Genomic DNA, 21,767 nt, shown 5'->3' with positions numbered 1-21,767 from the left:
ATAATTTTTCAATAAAGCAAGAACCATTAATGGAGAAATATATGTTATTAGCTCAACTTCCAGCGGAAAAAACACTAAATGAAACAGATATTCCCTCGGCTACCTTGCAATTACTGACTGGTAAACAAGAAGGTGTTGCACGCCCCGGAGGAATATTTACCAAAGAAGACTTGATTAATATCAAACTGTATATTAAAAAAGGTCTATCACTCCCTTTTAATCTTGAGGAAGTGAAAAACTACTTGGGTTACCAAAAGATCGATATCGCTGGATTAGAACCAGAAGATATTCACACTTTGTTTGAAGAAATCCGCACTCACTCGTTTAGCTGGAGCGATGTGGAAAACGATATTCTGCAACAGAGCATAGACCTGGAAGTTGTTGGCAAACAAATTACCGAAACGGGTGAAAACATCATTAGCATCATTAATGAAATGCCAATTATCACACGTATAAAAAGGAGATTAGGAGAAATATCGGACAGACAACTCGCCGAGATCACCTATACCTATGAAGACAGAGAAGTATCCTATGTTCTAGGGGAAATCCTTGACACCATGAAAAGTGATATTAAGAAACAACAGGAAAAAACTGAAAAGGTCAAAGCTGAAGTATCCGATTTCAAGCTAAAGCTGATTGGTGGCAGGTTATCAAACGGCAGCATTGCCTTGGGCTTACAACCACAAGTCGAAAATAAGAGAAAGCTGATGAAAGACAATAAGATGTCGGTCAACATCGGAGATCTGGATGAGAAAATCATTGAGAAAAAAGAGGACATTGTCCAACTCAAGAAAGACTACGATAAATTCGTCGGCCTGGCTTTCTCTGGTATCGCAGGAGGGCTTATCGGCCTCGCTATTACCGGTGGCATCTTTGGTTCCAAAGCAGAGGAAGTGCGAAAACGGAAAAATATGCTGATCGAAGAAGTGCGAAGCCTGGAAGAGAGCATCAAAGGTAAACGCGCACTGCAAAAGTCTATTACTAGTTTATCCCTTGATTTTAGCGACATCGATACCCGTTTGTTGGATGCAGAAGTCGCGCTGAACCATTTGGATTACATGTGGCAATCCATGCTGACCCAGATCAATGCTTCCAAAGATAAATTCAGCCAAATTAACGATGCTCTGAACCTGACCTCTTTTATGACTAAATTCCAGCAAGTCATAAACCCTTGGAAAGAAGTAGAAGGTTCCGCGAAACAATTGGTCAAGGTTTTCGATGAAGCATTGAAAGAATACAAATCTCGCTATAACTAATCATTCACGTATTACATAGGACTTACGGAAAAAAGGAGTATTAAAATGACTGACGTCATCACTTTCCCTCAGAAAACGATCATTTATCCAGAAATTAACGTAAAAACTTTGAGTCAAGCGGTGAAAAACATCTGGCGTTTAACGCATCAGCAAAAATCAGGCATTGAAATTATTCAAGAAAAAACTCTACGGATAAGCTTATATAGTCGTGATATCGACGAAGCCGCTCGCGCCTCTGTACCTCAACTACAAACTGTTCTGAGGCAACTCCCGCCGCAAGATTATTTCCAGACCATCATCGAAATTGATACCGCTTTGGAAAATACCGAATTGGATGACGAAACACGAAATACCCTGTTGGAAGCACGTTTAGAGCAAGTACGCAGTTTAAACAAAGATGTTAAAAACGTCATTTCCAGCTTACACGAAGAAGCTAACATAATGACCAGCAAAATTGCCGACGTTAGTAATGTCGTTATTTTAGAACGTCTGGAAGAGCGCCTGAAAGAAGAACAGGAAAGAAAAGAAGAGCTGCAAGCCGATATCACGCAGAAAGAGCAGGATAAGACCAAATTAATCCCAGATCGCGACAAGCTCATCGAAAGCCAAAATATTATCCGTCAATATAATCTGGCCGATATGTTTAAGGATTATATTCCCGATGTCAGTGAACTGGACAAACTGAATCTGGCTAGCCCCAAAAAAGAACTCATTAAACAAGCGATCAAACAAGGAATTGAGATCACTAAAAAGATTCTGAGTAATATCTCCACAGGACTAAAATATGTTGAGCTAGCTGATGCCAGAATCAAATTGGATAAACAAATCGCTCAATTAACCACAGATTGCGACGATTTAAAAACTCAGTTAAAAGGCGTGGAACAACGGATTACCGGTATAGCTGATGTGCATCAAATCGACAAAGAACGCACTACCCTATTACTCCAGGCAACTCAACTGGAACAAGTATGGAACATCTTTGCCAGACAATTACAGGAGACCATAGATGATCAAACCCGTCAGCAAAACCTGACTAAACTCATACACGATCAACTAGACTACCTTGACAATCTGGAATCACAATATAGCGGGCTTCTAGTGAAATAAATATGGCTTATCCCCTGATCTTTGATCTTCATCAGGCAATTGAAACACTGATCAGGGAGAAGAAAGCGTTATCAATAAATTGCAATAACCCGGTAAGGATGATCTTACCGGGTTTTTATATTCCAAATAATCCGTAACAACTGACTGGCTATTTAGAGAATAATTTTCGCTTGCTGTATCACATCAATCAGCGGTTGAGGCCAGATACCTAACGCTAACACCAATAATGCAGAAATCAGAACAACGATCCCGCCAGCAGTCGATGCCCAGTTCCTTGGCGTGTCACGGTTAAGGGCCTTCGGCGCAGGTAGATACAAACTGACCATGACCCGCAGGTAGTAATACAAACCGATAGCACTACCCACAACCACAGCCCCCGTCAGCCACCACAGTTCCGCTTTCACACCCAACACAATGACGTAGAACTTACCAATAAAACCGAACGTCATTGGGATCCCCGCCAGTGACAACATCATCACCGTCATCACCGCAGACAGAATAGGTTTATGCCAAAACAGGCCACGGTATGAGTAGAGGGAATCTGCATCCGGCCCTTTATATGGGCTGGACATGAGGCTAACAACGCCAAATGCACCAATACTGCTAAACAGATAACCTGCCAGATAGATACCGACCGTTTCTTCTGAAAGCTGGTGGTTCTGTACCGCCACCAGCGCCACCAGCAGATAACCCAAGTGAGCAATAGAAGAGTAACCAAGCAGCCGTTTGATATTTGTCTGGGTCAGCGCCATCAAGTTACCGAACAGCATAGAAGCAATTGCAATAACGGTTAATACCGTACGCAGTGCTTCACTATCCGCCATTGGTGCTTCAACAAACAAACGCACTACTACTGCGAAAATCGCTATCTTACTGGCTGTTGCCAGAAAGGTGGAGACCGGAGCAGGCGCTCCCTGATAAACATCCGGTGTCCAGAGATGGAAAGGCACCAGTGATAATTTAAAGCCAAGGCCAACAACCAGCATACCCAAGCCTGACAGTATCAAAGGTTGATAGATATAGCTGTCAGACAAACGATGCCCCAGTGCGGCAAAAGAGAGATCGCCTGATTCCGCATATAACAACGCTATACCAAACAGCATGAAAGAAGAGGCTGCCGCAGACAGCAGCATATACTTGATAGCCGCTTCCAGAGAGCGTTTCTGACGATATGCATAACCAATCAAGCCAAACAGCGGTAAAGTTAATAACTCAATACCGATAAACAATGATGCCAGGTGGTTTGCACACGCCAGAAGAATCCCGCCCACTGTCGCAATCAGCACCAGCAAATAAAACTCTTCTTTGTTATCTGGGTAATTTTCTAACCAAGAATAGGCGAAAGTCGTCGTTGCTAAGCTTGCAACCAGTACAAGACCGATATAGAGCATAGCATAGCGATCCACATGAACCAGTGGAGTGACATCCATCGCTTCTTGCTGTCCGACAAAATAGAGAGACAGCAGAGCCAGATTCAAACCTATCACGGTCAGAGTGGTATTAATAAAGTGATCGCGTCGCCACGCAATGGACAGCATCACAACGACTACCGTCAATCCGACGATCAACAGCGGTAACAGCGCGATCAGTTGTTGAGGAGTTATTGTCATGGCGAATTACGGCCTTGTAGTTGAAATTGAAGCTGAATACCAGGTCTGGATGTTATCCATCGCTGCCGCTGAAGTATCAAGGATAGGTTGTGGGTAGAAGCCCATCACCACCAGTAATATCAACAGCACCATTACAATGGATACTTCTCGCATATCCATTCGTCTTAGTGGTTCATCTGATTTTGATTCACCGTAGTAAGCACGCTGCATCATATACAGAGCATAGACAGAGGCAAAGACCAGACCAAACACAGAAATCGTTATAATTAACGGAAATTCACTAAAACTACCAAACAGGATCATAAATTCACCGACGAAGTTACCGGTCCCCGGCATCCCTAGTGTCGCCACAGCAAAAGAGAGCGATAACGCAGGCAAGAACTGCACACGTTTCCACAAACCACCCATAAGATTCATATCACGGGTATGTAAGCGCTCATAAAGCTGCCCACAGAGAATAAACAGACCTGCGGCTGACAGACCATGAGCAATCATCTGAATAATTGCCCCTTGGTAAGCAAGCTGGCTGCCAGAATAGATCGCGATTAACACAAACCCCATATGAGAGATACTGGTATAAGCAATCAAGCGTTTGATATCTGTCTGGCTGAATGCCATCCATGCGCCATAGAAGATCCCAAGCACACCGAACCACATCGCAATGGGAGTAAACTCATGAGAAGCTTCCGGGAACAGTGGCAAACCGAAACGCAACAGACCATAACCTGCGGTTTTCAGCAAGATACCCGCCAGGTCAACAGAACCCGCTGTTGGTGCCTGACTGTGCGCATCAGGTAACCACCCATGTAAAGGCACTACTGGCATTTTTACAGCAAAAGCAATGAAGAAACCGAGCATCAGCAAGTATTGAACGGTATGTGACATTGGTGTATTCAGCAGCTTTCCATAGCTGAATGTCCACTCACCTGTCCCGTCATAGTGAACCAGTACCAGCGCCATAATCGCAATTAACATCACCAAGCCACTCGCCTGGGTGTAAATGAAAAACTTGGTCGCTGCGGTGATACGGGTTTTACCGCCTGAGCCTCGGTGCCCCCACAGTGCAATCAAGAAGTACATCGGCACCAACATCATTTCCCAGAAAAAGAAGAATAGGAACATGTCGATAGCGAGGAACACCCCCATCACACCACCCAAGATCCACAGCAGGTTCAAGTGGAAAAAGCCCTGATATGGCTGATTTTCCGTCCATGAACAGAGAATAGCCATCAGCCCCAGTAGTGCGGTCAACACCACCATCAGCAACGATAAGCCATCCAGAGCAAGGTGAATACTGATACCAAAACGTGGGATCCATGGCATAAGAAATTCCTCTTGCCATTGAGGGATCCCTTGCGGATTCACCAAGGTATAGTCCCCCAGCAACCACAGTTGCAGAGAGAGCACCAGAGTCAACCCCATCGAAATTAACGCGATCCAACGCGGTACACGGGTACCGAAGCGTTCAGCCTGCCAACTCAACAGGCCACCGATGAAGGGCATAAGAATTAGCCAAGGTAATAGCATGGCGCAATGTATCCCTTAAATTAAACCAGTAGCAGCAGAGCTAAAACCAGCACTGCACCCAACCCCATAGAGGCAACGTACCAACGGACCTGTCCATTTTCACTCAGACTAAGACCTTTGTTACTCCAGCGTGATAACACCGCAGGAATATTCATCAATGAATTTAGCGGATCGTTTCGCAATACATGTGTAATGTTCTTGAACGGCTTAACAAATGCCCAATCATAGAGAACATCAAAACCCCAAGCATTAAACCACCATACGGAGAAGAAACGCCCCGGAGCACTTTGTGCCACACCATTCACTAACTGACGTTTACCCAAATACAGTGCCATTGCCAGCAAAATACCCGCGACAGCGATCACACCAGAAACCACTTCCAAGGTCATTTTTCCTGTGTGATCCGTTGCATGGCTTCCCGGTAATACACCCGCCAATGGTGGCACAATTAGTGCGCCCACAAAGGTGGAAAGCACCAGCAATACCAGTAACGGCAGGTGATGGGTGATACCCTTAACAGGATGAGCTTTTGTTTTCGCCTCACCGTGGAATACAATGAAAATCATACGGAAAGTATACAAAGAGGTCATAAATGCCCCCGCCAGACCAGCTAGCATAAGGTTGATATGACCATGTGACATTGCTCCCCACAGAATTTCATCTTTACTGTAGAAACCCGCAGTGACAATTGGCAACGCTGATAACGCCGCGCCACCTACCAGGAAGCAGGCATAAACCAACGGAATGGATTTACGCAATCCTCCCATTTTGAAAATATTCTGCTCGTGGTGACAGGCCAAGATGACGGAACCCGATGCTAGGAACAACAGCGCCTTAAAGAAAGCGTGAGTCATCAGGTGGAAGATTGCTGCATCCCACGCCTGAACCCCCAACGCCAAGAACATGTAACCAATCTGGCTCATGGTTGAGTAAGCCAATACACGCTTAATATCGGTTTGTACTAACGCGGCAAAACCTGCCAACACCAGCGTGACAGCACCGACAGTGCCAACCAGTTGCAGGATTTCCGGCGCCATCAAGAATAGGCCGTGACTACGTGCAACTAAGTAGACCCCGGCGGTTACCATCGTTGCAGCATGAATCAACGCAGAAACTGGCGTTGGACCGGCCATCGCATCGGCCAACCAAGTTTGTAACGGCAACTGGGCTGATTTACCTACTGCTCCCCCCAATAACATCAAAGTCGCCCAGGTAATCACCGAAGAACCGGCTTCCAGATGCTGTGGAGCTAAAATCGCCAACTCGCGGAAGTTCAACGTTCCCAGATTGTCATACAAAATGAACATGCCGATAGCCAGGAAGACGTCACCCACACGGGTAACGACAAAGGCTTTCATTGCTGCGGCGCCATTCGCCGGATTGGTATAGTAGAAGCCAATCAGCAAATAACTGCACAGCCCTACCCCTTCCCAACCGAGATACATCAGCATCATGTTATCTGCCAGAACCAGTATCACCATGCTGGCAATAAACAAGTTGGTATAAGCGAAGAAACGGGAATAGCCCTCTTCACCACGCATATACCACGAGGCATACATATGGATCAGGAAACCAACACCCGTTACCACACTCAACATGGTAAGTGATAAACCATCAAGAACCAGAGTGAACGGAATACTGAAATTCCCAACTTCCATCCAGTTCCACAGGTTCTGACTGTAAACCAGATCACCTGCGCCATTCTGACTGTTGAAATCGATAGCTACCCATAAGGTAACCAACGCAGCCAAACCAACAGAACTAATCCCGATGGTAGCTGATGTATTTTCAGACCAGCGGCCACGGGAAAATGCCAACAGCAAAAATCCCAGCAGTGGCAGCAGAATTGTTAAATAGAGTAAGTTCATCCGCGCATCTCACTGACTGTATCAATATTCAGATTCTGGCGACGACGATAGAGCTGCAATAACAGCGCCAAGCCAATACTCGCCTCTGCCGCCGCCAAGCTGATAGCCAAAATAAACATCACTTGACCATCTGGCTGGCCCCAATAGCTGCCTACCACAACAAAAGCCAGAGCCGCAGCATTAATCATCACTTCGAGCCCAATTAACATAAACAACAGATTACGGCGGATGATGAGTCCGGTCAGGCCCAACACAAATAGAATTGCCGCCAAAATCAGTCCATGTTGAAGAGGTATCATGGTTGTTCCTCCGCATTTCGGTTGCTGAGCACTTCACCCTGTTTGTGTTCACGGCCAATGTGATACGCCACCACCATACCGGCAAGCAACAGCAAAGAAGCCAGTTCAACGGCCAATACATACGGACCAAACAAACTGATACCCACTTCTTTGGCACTGACAACTTCACCCGTGATATTGTCGGCAATATCCCCATGAGAAACATTGATAATGGTATACACCAGCACAACAAGCAGCATTGTTGACAGTATTCCCGGACCAATCCACGTCCGCGGTTTCAACCAAACACGCTCCTGTTCAACAACAGATTTGCCAAGGTTAAGCATCATCACCACGAAAACGAACAGCACCATAATAGCCCCGGCGTAAACGATGATCTCTAGCGCACCGGCAAAATAAGCGCCCAGCGAGAAAAACACCGCTGAAAGCGCCAGCAGAGAAACGATCAGATACAAAAGCGCATGTATCGGATTGGTATGGGTAATTACCCTGATAGTTGCCAATATGGCAATCAGCCCAGCGGTATAAAACGTAAATTCCATGAATATCGCTCCTTACGGCAACAGGCTTTTAACGTCGATAGGTTTCGCTTCATTGTCGGCTTCACCTTTTGATTTGCCGTCAATTGCCACACCTGTCTTACGGTAAAAGTTATAATCAGGATATTTACCCGGACCTGAAATCGTCAGGTCCTCTTTTTCATATACCAAATCCTGACGCTTAAATTCCCCCATTTCGAAATCAGGCGTTAATTGGATCGCAGTAGTCGGGCAAGCTTCTTCACATAAGCCACAGAAAATACAACGTGAGAAGTTGATGCGGAAAAATTCTGGATACCAACGACCATCTTCATGTTCAGCCTTTTGCAGTGAGATACATCCCACCGGGCAAACAGCCGCACACAGGTTACAGGCAACACAACGCTCTTCACCGTCCGGATCGCGCGTCAACACAATACGGCCACGGTAACGGGGTGGCAGATAAACCGGTTCCTCTGGATACATTTGGGTTTCGCGCTTATGAAAGGCATGCAAGCCAATCATCCAAATACTGCGTACCTGGGTGGCAAAACCAACCACTAACTCTTTCAATGTCATGGTTCATTCCCCCCTTATTGAGCGTTGTACAAAATCACTGCCGCAGTCGCCAGCAGGTTAAGTAAAGTCAGCGGCAGACAGATTTTCCAGCCAAACGCCATCACCTGGTCATAACGCGGACGCGGTAAAGAGGCACGTATCAGGATGAACATCACCATGAAGAATGCCGTTTTCAACGCAAACCAGACAAACGGCGGCAGGAACGGACCATGCCAACCACCAAAGAACATTGTCACAATCAGGGCAGAAACCGTGACAATACCGATATATTCACCAACGAAGAACAGACCGAATTTCATACCGGAATATTCAATATGATAGCCATCAGCCAGCTCCTGTTCTGCTTCCGGCTGGTCAAATGGATGACGGTGACACACCGCCACACCCGCGATAGCAAAAGTCAAGAAACCAAAGAACTGAGGAATGACATTCCACATATGCTCTTGTGCATTGACGATATCCACCATATTGAAGGAGTCCGCCTGCGCAACAACACCCATAAAAGAGAGACCAATAAACACTTCGTAACTCAGTGTCTGCGCAGAAGCGCGCATTGCCCCCAGTAACGAGTATTTGTTGTTACTTGACCATCCAGCAAACAGCACCGCATAGACAGCCAGACCCGCCATCATCATGAAGAACAAAATGCCGATGTTCAGATCAGCGGCCATCCAAGTCGGCGTGATCGGCACAATGGCAAATGCCAGCAACAGAGAAACGAAACCAATCACCGGTGCCAAGGTAAAGATCATTCTGTCCGCAAAACGGGGTACCCAGTCCTCTTTGAAGAACATTTTGATCATGTCAGCGACGATCTGTAACGATCCGCCCCAACCTACGCGGTTAGGCCCATAACGGTTTTGAAACAGCCCTAGCAAACGACGTTCACCAAAGCTCATCAATGCCCCACAGACAACAACCACTACCAGTATCACCACTGCCTTCAGAACAGCGATCAGCACATCAATAATTTCGGGGGTTAACCAACTCATTGTGCAACCTCCCGCAGATTATTCACGGAAACACCGGCCAATACCGGAGGAATACCCGGCATTCCCATTGGCAAACCGATCTGCCCTTGAGCAAGATTTTCACTCAGACGAACTGCCAGACGCAGTTGCTGACCAAAACAATCAAACTCCAGAACAGAACCCGTTTTCACACCTAATTGATCCGCATCTTTGCTATTGAGCATCACATAAGGCTCCGGCATGCGTTCCTGAATCACATCGGAACGTTGAGTTAACTCTTCACTACCAAACAAATGATGGTAAGGAGCCACTGTCCATTGGTTATTTTGTGCAGTAAATGCTGTCGGAATCTGATCAAAATAGTTCAAACCGCCATCAGTGGTTTCAATCAGACGCACACCAGGATCGCCAAAGCGCAGATGACCACCTACCTCCGCCTGGAATTTGTTCCAAGCCTGTGGTGAGTTCCAGCCCGGCGCCCATGCAAATGGCACCTGCTGACGATGGGCATTAGGACTATTGTTACCTTCCATTGAGAAAGCAAATGGCGAATCGACATCCTGCGGCTGACGTTGCTCATGTACGCTGAGATTCGCCAACATAGCAGTACGACCACTGTAACGGTGTGGTGAACGAGCCAGTCTCTGACCACGGATGCGGAACGTAGAATCAGGCGCGGCATCAACAATGCCTTTAAGCTGTGGCATTGCTTCAACGCAGGCATCAATCACATGGTCAAGCTGCGTCCAATCCAAATGACGTTCAGCATACGTTGTATGCAAGGAGTGCAACCAACGCCAACTCTCCAGCATCACCACCGATTTGTCATAGAAAGAGGGTTCGAAAACTTGGAAATAACGCTGAGCCCGACCCTCCTGATTCACCAACGTGCCGTCACTTTCTGCAAAGCTGGAAGCTGGCAGAATCAAATGGGCTTTATCCATGATAGCAGTGCGTTGATGGTCAACCACAACCAGGTTTTTCAGATTGTTCAGTGCATCGTCTACCTTATCTGCTGCGGCATGCCGATAGAGATCATTTTCCATCACAATAGCCGTATCAGATTTACCACTACTTATACGTTGCAGAGCAACATCCAGTGGCTGAGCCTCCATCATTGCCAATCCAATACTATTCGCATAGATTGCAACAAACGACAAACCGACATCTGAACCTCGGTCTTTCAGTGCCCAGGCAATATTAGCAGCTGCTTGAATAATCGTATCACTGCCGACGTTACTGCCGCTGATAATTAATGGTTTCTTAGCGCCAATCAATGCTTGCGCAACCATATCCACTTTGGCTCTCAATTCGTCAGGCAAATTCTCGACGGCCGGCGCCGTGTTATCCAATGCATGAGCGACTGCAAAACCAAAACGAGCCTGATCATCAACCGGCGCACGATAATTCCACGCTGCGATATCATCCAGATGCGTATCATCCACGTTAGTTACAAACAGAGGATATTTGGCACGCTGACCAATATTCATCACAGCGGCAATCTGCCAATCAGCAACTTTCTGAGCAGCAGCCATTTCACGGGCTTTACCTTTCACAGCCTGACGAACCGCCAGTGCCATCCGGGCACCGGTTTGCGTTAAATCTTCGCCTAAAATCAATACCGCATCATAGCTTTCAATTTCACGCAGCGACGGTGTATAAACACCACCCTGTTGCAGAATTTCCAGCATCATATCAAGGCGTTGTTGTTCAGCCGCAGCAATCCCACTATAGAAGTTTTCCGCGCCAACCAGTTCACGTAGTGCAAAGTTGCTTTCCAGACTGGCGCGTGGAGAACCGATACCGATGGCATTTTTGGCCTGACGCAAAATATCCGCCCCACCCTGCATGGCCTGTTCAGCGTTAAGCGAGATCCAATGATCACCACGCAATTGCCGTGGCTGGCGAGGGCGATCTTTACGGTTGACATAACCGTAACCGAAACGACCACGGTCACACATAAAATAGTGGTTTACCGTACCGTTATAACGGTTCTCGATACGGCGTAATTCACCATAACGCTCCCCGGGGCTGGTATTACAGCCAATGCTACACTGTTGACAGATACTTGGCGCAAACTGCATATCCCATTTACGGTTATAACGTTCAGAATGGGTTTTATCAGTAAATACCCCGGTTGGACAGATTTCTACCAGGTTACCGGAGAACTCGCTTTCCAACGTGCCACTTTCAGGGCGACCAAAATAGATGTTATCGTGAGCGCCATAAACACCAAAATCAGTGCCGTCGGCATAATCTTTGTAGTAACGTACGCAACGATAACAAGCAATACAGCGGTTCATTTCATGAGAAATAAACGGCCCCAATTCCTGATTGTTATGAGTACGCTTAGTAAAACGGTATTTACGGAATGTATGACCGGTCATCACAGTCATATCCTGTAAGTGACAGTTGCCCCCTTCTTCACATACCGGGCAATCGTGCGGATGGTTAGTCATCAACCACTCAACCACACTCTCACGGAACTGTTTAGCCTCTTCATCATCAATAGAGATAAAAGTGCCATCCGTTGCCGGAGTCATACAGGACATTATCAGACGACCGCGCGTATCATCCGCATTTTGATATTGCTTCACCGCACACTGGCGGCAAGCGCCAACGCTTCCAAGCGCTGGATGCCAGCAAAAATAAGGAATATCTAACCCCAAAGAGAGGCAAGCTTGTAACAGGTTATCAGCCCCGTCTACATCATATTTTTTGCCGTCTACATGTATCGTAGCCATAGTCAGCATGCTTCCAAATGACCTGCTTTTCAGCAAGTGTTAATCAAAAATTCTGCTAATTTCGTGAAGAACCCATTACCAACGCTGCTTTAACAGGTTTGACTGGATACCCGCAATGAAATGGGTGTTCCCATAGTCTTTAGTCACAATTCCAGCTTCGAATTCATCACGGAAATATTTGATGGCACTCTGTAGTGGTTCCACGGCCCCTGGTGCGTGAGCACAGAACGTATTACCTGGCCCAAGGAAACGACAGAGCTGCTCCAACGTTTCAATATCCCCGGGTTGCCCTTCCCCACGTTCTATTGCACGCAGGATTTTTACGCTCCACGGCAACCCGTCACGACATGGAGTACACCAGCCGCAAGATTCACGGGCAAAGAATTCTTCGAGATTACGCGTCAACGAAACCATATTAATTTCATGGTCAACTGCCATTGCCAAGGCCGTGCCCAAACGGCTGCCCGCTTTAGCAATATTTTCGAAATCCATTGGCAGATCCAGATGTTCAGCAGTCAGGAAGTCAGTTCCTGCACCACCGGGCTGCCATGCTTTGAATTTCAAGCCGTCACGCATACCGCCAGCATAATCTTCAAGAATTTCACGAGCAGTCGTACCAAATGGCAGTTCCCACAAGCCCGGATTTTTCACCCGACCAGAGAAACCCATCAGTTTGGTACCGGCATCTTTACTCTTGCCTGCACTTAAACCGATATACCACTCTTTACCGTATTCGAGAATTGAAGGAACGTTGCACAAGGTTTCAACGTTGTTGACGCAAGTAGGTTTACCCCATGCGCCGGAAGTGGCTGGAAATGGCGGTTTTGAACGAGGATTCGCTCGGCGACCTTCCAATGAGTTAATCAGTGCGGTCTCTTCACCACAGATATAACGCCCCGCGCCGGTATGAACAAACAACTCAAAATCAAAGCCGCTGCCCATAATGTCTTTACCCAACAAACCCGCAGCCTTAGCTTCTTCGATGGCTTTACGCAGATGCACAGCCGCTTCCACATATTCACCACGCAGGAAGATATAGCCACGATAAGCTTTCAGGGCAAATGCACTGATCAACATCCCTTCCACCAGCAAATGAGGAAGTTGCTCCATCAGCAAGCGATCTTTGTAGGTACCTGGCTCCATTTCATCTGCGTTACATAGCAGATAACGGATATTCATGCTTTCATCTTTTGGCATCAGGCTCCACTTCAAACCAGTAGAGAAACCTGCACCGCCACGGCCTTTCAGCCCGGCGTCTTTTACCAGAGAAACCACTTCATTTGGGGACATGCTTTTCAGTGCTTTCTCAGCACCTCGATAACCATTTTTGCTACGGTACTCATCCAACCATACCGGTTGTTTGTCATCACGCAATCGCCAAGTAAGAGGATGGTTTTCCTCAGTACGAATAATTTCTTTTATTCCTGAATATGCTGTCATGGATACTGCTCCAGTAACTTTTCAATCTCTTCAGGTCTGACAGAACTGTGCGTATCGTCATCGATCATCATCGTCGGGCCTTTGTCACAGTTACCCAGACAACAGGTTGGCAACAGCGTAAAACGCCCATCTTTCGTCGTCTGTCCCGGACAGATATTTAGATGTTTTTCAATTGCAGCCTGAACATCTTGATAACCGGTAATATGACAAACCACGCTGTCACAATAACGAATAATATGGCGGCCCACAGGTTGACGGTAAATCTGGCTGTAGAATGTTGCCACACCTTCCACATCACTAGCGGGAATACCAAGCACATCAGCAATCGCGTAAATAGCGCCATCCGGTACCCAACCACGATGCTTCTGTACGATTTTCAATGCTTCTATCGAAGCGGCACGCGGATCTTCGTAGTGGTGTTTTTCATGCTCAATAGCATCGTGCTCTTCGGTGCTCAGCACAAAATCTGCTTTTGCCTGAGACTCTGCTACGTTAACCACATCAAGGCGCGCTTGTTGAGCACTCGCGTTAATTTCACTTTGCATAGTTAGCGATCCACATCAGACATAACAAAATCAATACTGCCCAGATACACGATCAGGTCAGAAACTAAGCTACCGCGAATTACCGATGGGATCTGCTGCAAATGCGGATAACTCGGTGTACGGACGCGGGTACGGTAACTGACAGTACTGCCGTCGCTGGTGAGATAATAGCTGTTGATGCCCTTAGTGGCCTCAATCATTTGGAAAGATTCATTTGCTGGCATTACCGGTCCCCATGACACTTGCAAAAAGTGGTTAATCATAGTCTCAATATGCTGCAAAGTACGCTCTTTCGGTGGTGGCGTCGTCAGTGGATGATCTGCTTTGAATGGACCTTCAGGCATATTATTCAGACACTGTTTCAAGATTCGCAAGCTCTGACGCACTTCTTCCACTTTCAACATCACGCGGTCATAACAGTCGCCGTTATTACCAATCGGCACGTCGAAATCGAAATTTTCATAGCCGGAGTATGGACGCCATTTACGCACATCAAACGCGATACCCGTTGCCCGCAAACCCGCTCCAGTGGTGCCCCATTCAAGAGCTTGTTTGGAATTATAAGCAGCAACTCCAATAGAACGGCCTTTCAGGATGCTGTTTTTCAGCGCCACTTTCACGTAGGAATCAAGACGTTTGGGCATCCAGTTGAGGAAATCGCGCAATAATCTATCCCAACCACGCGGCAAATCATGAGCAACGCCGCCAATGCGGAACCACGCTGGGTGCATACGGAAACCGGTAATCGCCTCCACCAGATCATACACTTTCTGACGGTCAGTAAAGGCGAAGAACACCGGTGTCATCCCGCCAACGTCCTGAATGAAAGTCGAGATGTAGAGTAGGTGGCTGTTAATGCGGAACAATTCCGACAACATAACGCGAATGGTTTTTACCCGGTCAGGCACGTCAATTCCCGCCAGTTTCTCCACCGCCAGCACATAAGGCATTTCGTTAACACAACCGCCTAAGTATTCAATACGGTCTGTATAGGGAATATAACTGTGCCAAGATTGTCGCTCTCCCATCTTCTCCGCGCCACGATGGTGATAACCAATATCCGGGACACAATCAACAATCTCTTCACCATCCAGTTGCAGAATGATACGAAATGCCCCATGAGAAGAGGGATGGTTAGGACCAAGGTTAAGGAACATAAAGTCCTCATTCTCGGTACCCCGCTTCATTCCCCACTCTTCTGGTTTGAAAGTCAGTGCTTCCATTTCCAGATCTTCTTTCTGTCTGGTCAATTCGAAAGGATCAAATTCTGTCGCACGAGCAGGATAATCCTTCCGCAACGGATGCCCTTCCCAAGTCGGCGGCAACATAATGCGGCGCAGATTTGGATGGCCGTTAAAGACAATACCAAACATTTCCCATGTTTCACGCTCATACCAGTTGGCATTTGGGAACAGAGGAGTTGCAGTCGGGAGATTCAGGTCTTTTTCACTGAGGGCAACCTTCAACATGATATCGCGGTTACGCTCAATAGAAAGCAGGTGATAAAACACAGAAAAATCTGCCTCTGGCAGACCCTGGCGATAAGTACGCTGGCGTTCATCCATGCCATGCAAATCAAATAACATGACATAAGGTTTAGGCAGCTTCTTCAGGAAAGTCATTACTTCCAGTAATTGTTCACGCTTCACCCAGACAACGGGTATACCTGTACGGGTTGGCTGAACAGTAAAGGCATCCGGGCCAAAGTGGTTACGCAGCTCACTCATGACCGGATCATCAAGATGATCATGAGTTTGCCACGCAGGCCGGGCGCTTTCTTGCGCTATCTGATCTATCATCATTTTTCACCACAACGCTTTGATCAGTGTTCGTTTTGATCAGGATTAGTATCGCAACACATTGCTCTGGTTACATTCATTAGGCTACTTTAGTAATGCCTACTGTCTAAAGACAAATTCTTAAACTTCGTCTGGCGTACGCAGATTTTTCACTGCGATACGTTCCCCGTGCTTACGTTCTCTTTCTGACTGCATATTGGCACGGTAAACCCCTTGCTCTCCCACTACCCAAGACAACGGACGACGCTCTTTGCCGATTGACTCTTGTAACAACAACAGAGCTTGCATATAAGCTTCAGGACGGGGAGGACAGCCAGGAATATAAACATCAACAGGGATAAACTTATCGACACCTTGAACGACAGAGTAAATATCGTACATACCGCCAGAGTTGGCACAAGCTCCCATAGAGATAACCCACTTCGGCTCAAGCATCTGGTCATACAGGCGCTGAATAACCGGCGCCATTTTGGTAAAACAGGTTCCAGCGACCACCATAAAATCCGCTTGGCGGGGTGATGCACGTAAAACTTCAGCGCCAAAACGAGCGACATCATGAACAGCGGTAAATGATGTCGCCATTTCCACATAACAGCAGGAAAGACCAAAGTTGTAGGGCCACAGGGAGTTTTTACGTCCCCAATTCACCATATCATGCAGAGCATGCTCCAGTTTGCCCATGTAAACACTACGGTGAACATGCTGCTCCAATGGGTCTGCGACAATTTCCTGTTTTTGCAGGGGATAACGGTCATTCTCACCGTTCGGATCTATGCGGGTGAGCGTATAATCCATCTTTAAATGCCTCGCTATTACTGCGGATGACTATTGTTAATGTTAATCACAACACTTGGTTTACTTACCTGGCGGCTTGAACGAGATGGCGTCCAATTCAGCGCCCCAATACGCACCAGATAAAACAAGCCTGCAAGTAACACCAAAATGAAAATGCTTGCTTCGATAAAGCCTAACCAGCCACTCTCTTTGATAGAGACTGACCATGCATATAAAAACAGAGCTTCAACATCGAAGATGACAAAGAACATAGCGACCAGATAGAACTTGGCCGACATACGGAGACGAGCACTACCGACAGAATCAATACCAGATTCATAAGGGACATGTTTTGCCCGGGCTTTCGCTCTTCCGCCCAAGAAAAATGCCCCTAACAGCATCAAAGCACACAGACCGAAAGCACCTAAAAGAAATACCGCGAATGCCCAGTGATGGGCAAAGAGTTCAGTGGATGTTGACATACTCATTGCTTACTCATCAAAAGTGGTGTCAAAAGTGTCTGCTCTTTTGTCTGGCAGTGTTGCACCACATCGATTCAAGGGAAGGGGTAACAACCAAATCTGAAACACTGTTAATCAATGATTGATGGAGTGAATCTTCTTGGTTTTTACTCCTCTCAACAATATTTTGTCTGTTATGACAAAATTAATCTAACATTTATTTACAAACAACAAACTTAGTCTTAACGAATCGTGCTGCCGCACTGCTAAAACGTGTCAGTCAACTGGCATGCGAACAGTGGCGGCAACTAGTTTAACCGATAATTCGCTTTTACCACATCATTATCTCAGGAAAAACCTGCCTTTCCACTGCTACATAGGGAGTATTTCTTTGATCAAGTACACAATTTGACAGAAAAAAATTTTACTACTGATGATAATTCATTCAAATCTGAAGAAATTATATTTTTTATCCATTCGCGACGAGAAAAGTTCCCGTTCACTACAGAAATACTTATTTTATCAATTCAGCAAATTATTACCTTGTTAACAATATAACAATTTGTTAACCAAATCAGGGGGTGTTAAGAAAAATGCTACCGTATATTTAATGATTACGATAACAACAGAATAAGGTGAATTTAGTTGATGATTACTTATAAATATATTCGAGGAGCTAATACCTCCTTCCATCCATAATGGAGGTATTAGCAAAGGGAAGTGTTTCAGATATTACTCATCAATAATATCGTCATCATCAGGAAGTTCCTCAGAAACACTCGTTACCACGTATGGCGTTTTCTTATTCTCTATTGCACTAAAAACCGTAAGAACAGATTCATTTTGTTCATTACTATGTCTATACAGAGAGAACTGGGTTTCAGGTAAACGAGGAAGCCCTTCACTCTCCCCTAAAATACGCAGATCAGCATTTTGCATTTCCAAAGGACGAGCAGTAATACCGACTTCTGCATTCACTGCCGTGCGAACTGCCGACAGAGAAGCGGCTTCATAAGCAATCCGCCACGATACTCCCACCTCATCCAGCGTATCCAACGCTAACTGACGGAATGGGTTGGTTTCATCCATCACAACCAGTGGCACAGGTTCATTTGACTGTAGCTGGAAATCAGGAGCACAATGCCATAATACTGGTGTTGAACGCAGAACAGTCCTTGGATGATGACTGATTTTTGCGGTTGTGAGCGCCAAATCGATCTCATGGCTATCCAGCATACTTTCAATAAACTGAGTACGCTTTATCCGGACGTCTATTGCCATCCGTGGATAAACGGAAGCGATGCGATTTAACAAAAAAGGGAGCAGTGTATCCACCGTATCATCGGATGCACCGATTCTTAGTTCACCTTCTGCATCGCTATAGGTTAATGATGCGCTGGCATCATCGTTAGCGCGCAGAATTTGTCTTGCATAACCAAGAAGTTGAAGACCATGCTCTGTAAGAAGCTTATTACGGCCATGACGGGCAAACAACTCTCTGCCCACCAACTGCTCCAAACGTTGCATTTGCTGACTTACAGCCGATTGCGTTCTGCATACTGCTGCTGCTGCTGCTGCAAAAGTATTTAAATCAGCAACAGCAACAAAAGTTCTTAGCAGATCGAGATCGAGATTCATTATCGGACGATTTGCATTTATCATTGTTTATTCATCACTTTTTTTTGATTTTAATTACTAACTAACCTGGTGTTTTTACGTAAGCACTATCAAATTAAATTAACATCGCTTAGACAGTACTCTACTCTATTAAATAGGGCAAAGATTTACTGCTGTTTTTTTACCTATTGAACCCATTGCGGGTTTTATTTTCTCCTCTTCTTAGCAAAAGTTACTCGGATTCCTAAATAAAATTGAGGACAATCCCTATTTACAACACCCTATATGTGATTTCTAGTTTGGTTATTTTGTTTTCTGACTCACGTCAAAGAATAACATAAGTTATATCAGAAAAACTAAATATAAAGTAAAAATCTACAATATCACTAATGTTTAATAATCCTATTCAGATAAATTTACAACTAGTTTCCAGAAATGATCAAAAATATTGTTTGATCTTTCTAAAATATATAGTTCCAAATTGCCAATTCAAGCCAAATCTTATACATAAGAATAAATTATACAAACACAACAATTTTTATTGGCAAATTGCGCTATGCTCACTTTCTCTCCACAATGGCCCGGCCATGCCGTTATCACGCTAAAAACACCCCCATTTCCACACTAAAAAACAACAACAATCCAGATTATAAATTTGATATCATCAGTAAATTCAGGATTTAACGCTGACATAATTTACATAAAAAGATACTCAAATAACAACTCCCCTACTAAAACAACCATTTTAACCAAATATATCAATGCATCTTCAAAACATTCAGAGGGAGGAGTACATTAAATGTTACACGCTATATGCCAAGCGACTTTTTTTACCAAGATAAGGTAAGACTCTCTATGCTAGCAGTTAAAAAATCCAGCAAATTGGATAATGTTTGTTATGATATCCGCGGCCCCGTACTCAAGGAAGCTAAACGCCTTGAAGAAGAAGGCAATAAAGTCCTCAAATTAAATATTGGTAATCCAGCCCCCTTTGGTTTTGAAGCACCAGATGAAATCTTGGTAGATGTTATCCGTAACTTACCAACAGCACAGGGTTATTCAGATTCGAAAGGTCTGTATTCTGCACGCAAAGCTATCATGCAACATTATCAAGCCCGGAATATGATGGACGTGACCGTTGAAGATATTTATATCGGCAATGGTGTTTCTGAATTAATCGTTCAGGCAATGCAAGCATTACTGAATACCGGTGATGAAATGCTTGTTCCCGCACCTGATTATCCTCTCTGGACTGCGGCAGTTTCACTTTCCAGTGGCAAAGCCGTACATTATATGTGTGATGAAGGGTCAGATTGGTTCCCTGACTTAAATGATATCCGCAACAAAATTACGCCCCGCACACGTGGGATTGTGATTATTAACCCTAATAATCCAACGGGTGCTGTATATAGTAAAGAATTGCTATTGGAAGTTGTTGAAATAGCTCGGCAACACAATTTGATTATTTTTGCTGATGAAATTTACGACAAAATCTTATATGACGATGCAGAACATCATTCAATTGCTGCCCTCGCGCCTGATCTGTTAACGGTAACATTTAATGGATTATCCAAAACATATCGGGTTGCAGGTTTTCGTCAAGGCTGGATGGTATTAAATGGCCCGAAGAAACACGCTAAGAGCTACATTGAAGGCTTGGAGATGCTGGCATCAATGCGTTTATGTGCCAATGTGCCAATGCAACACGCTATTCAAACTGCTTTAGGCGGTTACCAAAGTATCAGTGAATTCATTTTACCTGGTGGCCGCTTGTATGAGCAGCGTAACCGAGCATGGGAATTAATTAATCAAATCCCCGGCGTTTCCTGCGTGAAACCTAAAGGCGCTTTATATATGTTTCCAAAAATTGATGCGAAACGTTTTAATGTTCACGATGACCAGAAGATGGTGCTTGACCTTTTATTACAAGAGAAGGTCTTGTTAGTGCAGGGAACCGCATTTAACTGGCCGGAACCTGACCATCTCCGCATCGTGACCCTACCAAGGCTTGATGAACTAGAGATGGCAATTCAGAAATTCGCCCGATTTATTGGCAAATATCATCAGTAAAAATAAGAACCGTTTATATACCCTATGGATTTCAAGATGCATCACGACGGCAAGGGAGTGAAGCCCCGGGAGCATAGGTAACTATGTGACCGGGGTGAGCGTGACCGGGGTGAACGAGTGCAGCCAACTAAAGAGGCAACTTGAAGGATAACGGGTATAGAAAAATATCGCTGATAACGGACATTATTCATACCATGCGTTCTATCGGAATAGGCGAAAACTTATTTCTTCTATTCCGATAAGTCTCGCCTACCCACTTTTTCTTCACTGGTGAAAACCTCACCTGTCAGATAGAAATCCTTGATAACCACGTCCATAACTCTCTTTATTGATATCCAATAACCACTCTCTGCAAAATAAGGTCAATAAATTTTCATTTTTTACCGGTAACACAGACTAATTTTTTTATTTTTATGGACGATTTTTGCAGCGATTATATAAGGCATTAGCAAGATATAAAAGAATTAAACATTGCATTTATTAAACTTAATAAAAGAGAACGCCTGGATGAATAACAAACTATTGTAAATTATATGAAATTTTTGTATATAAACTGTATGCAAAATGGAGTAAAAACATAAA

At 45.2% G+C, this 21,767-nt stretch carries 17 protein-coding genes; 3 read left to right on the top strand and 14 right to left on the bottom strand.

Annotated elements, in window-relative coordinates; all coding sequences use genetic code 11:
• Positions 1-29: 29 nt before the first annotated feature.
• Together AACQ83_RS10545 and AACQ83_RS10540 are read left to right on the top strand one after the other, a co-directional pair.
• Positions 30-1,256, top strand: coding sequence for an alpha-xenorhabdolysin family binary toxin subunit A (locus tag AACQ83_RS10545; protein WP_112877587.1), 1,227 nt, complete (start codon positions 30-32; stop codon positions 1,254-1,256).
• Positions 1,257-1,301: 45 nt separating this feature from the next.
• Positions 1,302-2,363, top strand: coding sequence for an alpha-xenorhabdolysin family binary toxin subunit B (locus tag AACQ83_RS10540; RefSeq protein ID WP_112877589.1), 1,062 nt, complete (start codon positions 1,302-1,304; stop codon positions 2,361-2,363).
• Positions 2,364-2,515: 152 nt separating this feature from the next.
• Here the strand turns inward: AACQ83_RS10540 and nuoN are convergent, their stop codons facing one another.
• The 14 genes from nuoN to hexA form a co-directional block, all read right to left on the bottom strand.
• Positions 2,516-3,973 (bottom strand): NADH-quinone oxidoreductase subunit NuoN, encoded by a 1,458-nt coding sequence (gene nuoN / locus AACQ83_RS10535; RefSeq protein WP_112877591.1) that lies wholly within the window; start codon positions 3,971-3,973, stop codon positions 2,516-2,518.
• A 6-nt stretch (positions 3,974-3,979) separates the two neighbouring features.
• Complete coding sequence (gene nuoM, locus AACQ83_RS10530) at positions 3,980-5,500, bottom strand: NADH-quinone oxidoreductase subunit M (protein ID WP_112877593.1); 1,521 nt, start codon at positions 5,498-5,500, stop codon at positions 3,980-3,982.
• A 20-nt stretch (positions 5,501-5,520) separates the two neighbouring features.
• Entirely contained in the window at positions 5,521-7,368 is a 1,848-nt protein-coding gene (gene nuoL / locus AACQ83_RS10525) for an NADH-quinone oxidoreductase subunit L (RefSeq protein ID WP_112877595.1), read from the bottom strand.
• A complete protein-coding gene (gene nuoK / locus AACQ83_RS10520) occupies positions 7,365-7,667 on the bottom strand; it encodes an NADH-quinone oxidoreductase subunit NuoK (protein WP_011147297.1) in 303 nt (100 codons plus the stop codon). The genes nuoL and nuoK overlap by 4 nt, the downstream gene beginning before the upstream one ends.
• Positions 7,664-8,209, bottom strand: a complete 546-nt coding sequence (gene nuoJ, locus AACQ83_RS10515; protein ID WP_011147298.1) for an NADH-quinone oxidoreductase subunit J — start codon at positions 8,207-8,209, stop codon at positions 7,664-7,666. The genes nuoK and nuoJ overlap by 4 nt, the downstream gene beginning before the upstream one ends.
• Positions 8,210-8,221: 12 nt before the next feature.
• Positions 8,222-8,764, bottom strand: a complete 543-nt coding sequence (gene nuoI, locus AACQ83_RS10510) for an NADH-quinone oxidoreductase subunit NuoI (protein WP_112877597.1) — start codon at positions 8,762-8,764, stop codon at positions 8,222-8,224.
• Between the two features lie 14 nt (positions 8,765-8,778).
• On the bottom strand, positions 8,779-9,756 hold the full coding sequence (gene nuoH / locus AACQ83_RS10505) for an NADH-quinone oxidoreductase subunit NuoH (protein WP_011147300.1): 978 nt from the start codon (positions 9,754-9,756) through the stop codon (positions 8,779-8,781).
• Positions 9,753-12,479, bottom strand: a complete 2,727-nt coding sequence (gene nuoG / locus AACQ83_RS10500) for an NADH-quinone oxidoreductase subunit NuoG (protein ID WP_112877648.1) — start codon at positions 12,477-12,479, stop codon at positions 9,753-9,755. The genes nuoH and nuoG overlap by 4 nt, the downstream gene beginning before the upstream one ends.
• A 75-nt stretch (positions 12,480-12,554) precedes the next feature.
• Positions 12,555-13,919: an NADH-quinone oxidoreductase subunit NuoF gene (gene nuoF / locus AACQ83_RS10495; protein ID WP_112877598.1), complete on the bottom strand. Its 1,365-nt coding sequence runs from the start codon at positions 13,917-13,919 to the stop codon at positions 12,555-12,557.
• Positions 13,916-14,464: an NADH-quinone oxidoreductase subunit NuoE gene (gene nuoE, locus AACQ83_RS10490; RefSeq protein ID WP_112877600.1), complete on the bottom strand. Its 549-nt coding sequence runs from the start codon at positions 14,462-14,464 to the stop codon at positions 13,916-13,918. Before nuoE ends, nuoF begins: the two co-directional genes overlap by 4 nt.
• Positions 14,465-14,466: 2 nt before the next feature.
• Positions 14,467-16,266, bottom strand: coding sequence for an NADH-quinone oxidoreductase subunit C/D (gene nuoC, locus AACQ83_RS10485; RefSeq protein WP_112877602.1), 1,800 nt, complete (start codon positions 16,264-16,266; stop codon positions 14,467-14,469).
• Between the two features lie 117 nt (positions 16,267-16,383).
• On the bottom strand, positions 16,384-17,058 hold the full coding sequence (locus AACQ83_RS10480; protein ID WP_112877604.1) for a NuoB/complex I 20 kDa subunit family protein: 675 nt from the start codon (positions 17,056-17,058) through the stop codon (positions 16,384-16,386).
• A 17-nt stretch (positions 17,059-17,075) separates the two neighbouring features.
• Positions 17,076-17,525, bottom strand: a complete 450-nt coding sequence (locus tag AACQ83_RS10475; protein WP_011147306.1) for an NADH-quinone oxidoreductase subunit A — start codon at positions 17,523-17,525, stop codon at positions 17,076-17,078.
• A 705-nt stretch (positions 17,526-18,230) separates the two neighbouring features.
• Entirely contained in the window at positions 18,231-19,160 is a 930-nt protein-coding gene (gene hexA, locus AACQ83_RS10470) for a transcriptional regulator HexA (protein ID WP_112877606.1), read from the bottom strand.
• 810 nt (positions 19,161-19,970) lie between these two features.
• Between hexA and AACQ83_RS10465 the strand changes: the two genes are divergently transcribed.
• Positions 19,971-21,185, top strand: a complete 1,215-nt coding sequence (locus AACQ83_RS10465) for a pyridoxal phosphate-dependent aminotransferase (protein WP_011147308.1) — start codon at positions 19,971-19,973, stop codon at positions 21,183-21,185.
• Positions 21,186-21,767 lie beyond the last annotated feature (582 nt).

The sequence above is a fragment of the Photorhabdus sp. S10-54 genome (assembly GCF_963878145.1).
In the GTDB taxonomy this organism is placed as follows: Bacteria; Pseudomonadota; Gammaproteobacteria; order Enterobacterales; family Enterobacteriaceae; genus Photorhabdus; species Photorhabdus kayaii.
Note: the sequence above shows the minus strand (reverse complement) of the source record. Positions and strands in the feature narration are given on the sequence as shown.

Coding starts and splice junctions, on each gene's coding strand:
- AACQ83_RS10475 (WP_011147306.1), bottom strand. CDS start 17,525: ATGAGTATGTCAACATCCACTGAACTCTTTGCCCATCACTGGGCATTC.
- hexA (WP_112877606.1), bottom strand. CDS start 19,160: ATGATAAATGCAAATCGTCCGATAATGAATCTCGATCTCGATCTGCTA.
- nuoM (WP_112877593.1), bottom strand. CDS start 5,500: ATGCTATTACCTTGGCTAATTCTTATGCCCTTCATCGGTGGCCTGTTG.
- nuoH (WP_011147300.1), bottom strand. CDS start 9,756: ATGAGTTGGTTAACCCCCGAAATTATTGATGTGCTGATCGCTGTTCTG.
- AACQ83_RS10545 (WP_112877587.1), top strand. CDS start 30: ATGGAGAAATATATGTTATTAGCTCAACTTCCAGCGGAAAAAACACTA.
- nuoK (WP_011147297.1), bottom strand. CDS start 7,667: ATGATACCTCTTCAACATGGACTGATTTTGGCGGCAATTCTATTTGTG.
- nuoF (WP_112877598.1), bottom strand. CDS start 13,919: ATGACAGCATATTCAGGAATAAAAGAAATTATTCGTACTGAGGAAAAC.
- AACQ83_RS10465 (WP_011147308.1), top strand. CDS start 19,971: ATGCTAGCAGTTAAAAAATCCAGCAAATTGGATAATGTTTGTTATGAT.
- nuoE (WP_112877600.1), bottom strand. CDS start 14,464: ATGCAAAGTGAAATTAACGCGAGTGCTCAACAAGCGCGCCTTGATGTG.
- nuoC (WP_112877602.1), bottom strand. CDS start 16,266: ATGATGATAGATCAGATAGCGCAAGAAAGCGCCCGGCCTGCGTGGCAA.
- nuoN (WP_112877591.1), bottom strand. CDS start 3,973: ATGACAATAACTCCTCAACAACTGATCGCGCTGTTACCGCTGTTGATC.
- AACQ83_RS10480 (WP_112877604.1), bottom strand. CDS start 17,058: ATGGATTATACGCTCACCCGCATAGATCCGAACGGTGAGAATGACCGT.
- AACQ83_RS10540 (WP_112877589.1), top strand. CDS start 1,302: ATGACTGACGTCATCACTTTCCCTCAGAAAACGATCATTTATCCAGAA.
- nuoL (WP_112877595.1), bottom strand. CDS start 7,368: ATGAACTTACTCTATTTAACAATTCTGCTGCCACTGCTGGGATTTTTG.
- nuoG (WP_112877648.1), bottom strand. CDS start 12,479: ATGGCTACGATACATGTAGACGGCAAAAAATATGATGTAGACGGGGCT.
- nuoJ (WP_011147298.1), bottom strand. CDS start 8,209: ATGGAATTTACGTTTTATACCGCTGGGCTGATTGCCATATTGGCAACT.
- nuoI (WP_112877597.1), bottom strand. CDS start 8,764: ATGACATTGAAAGAGTTAGTGGTTGGTTTTGCCACCCAGGTACGCAGT.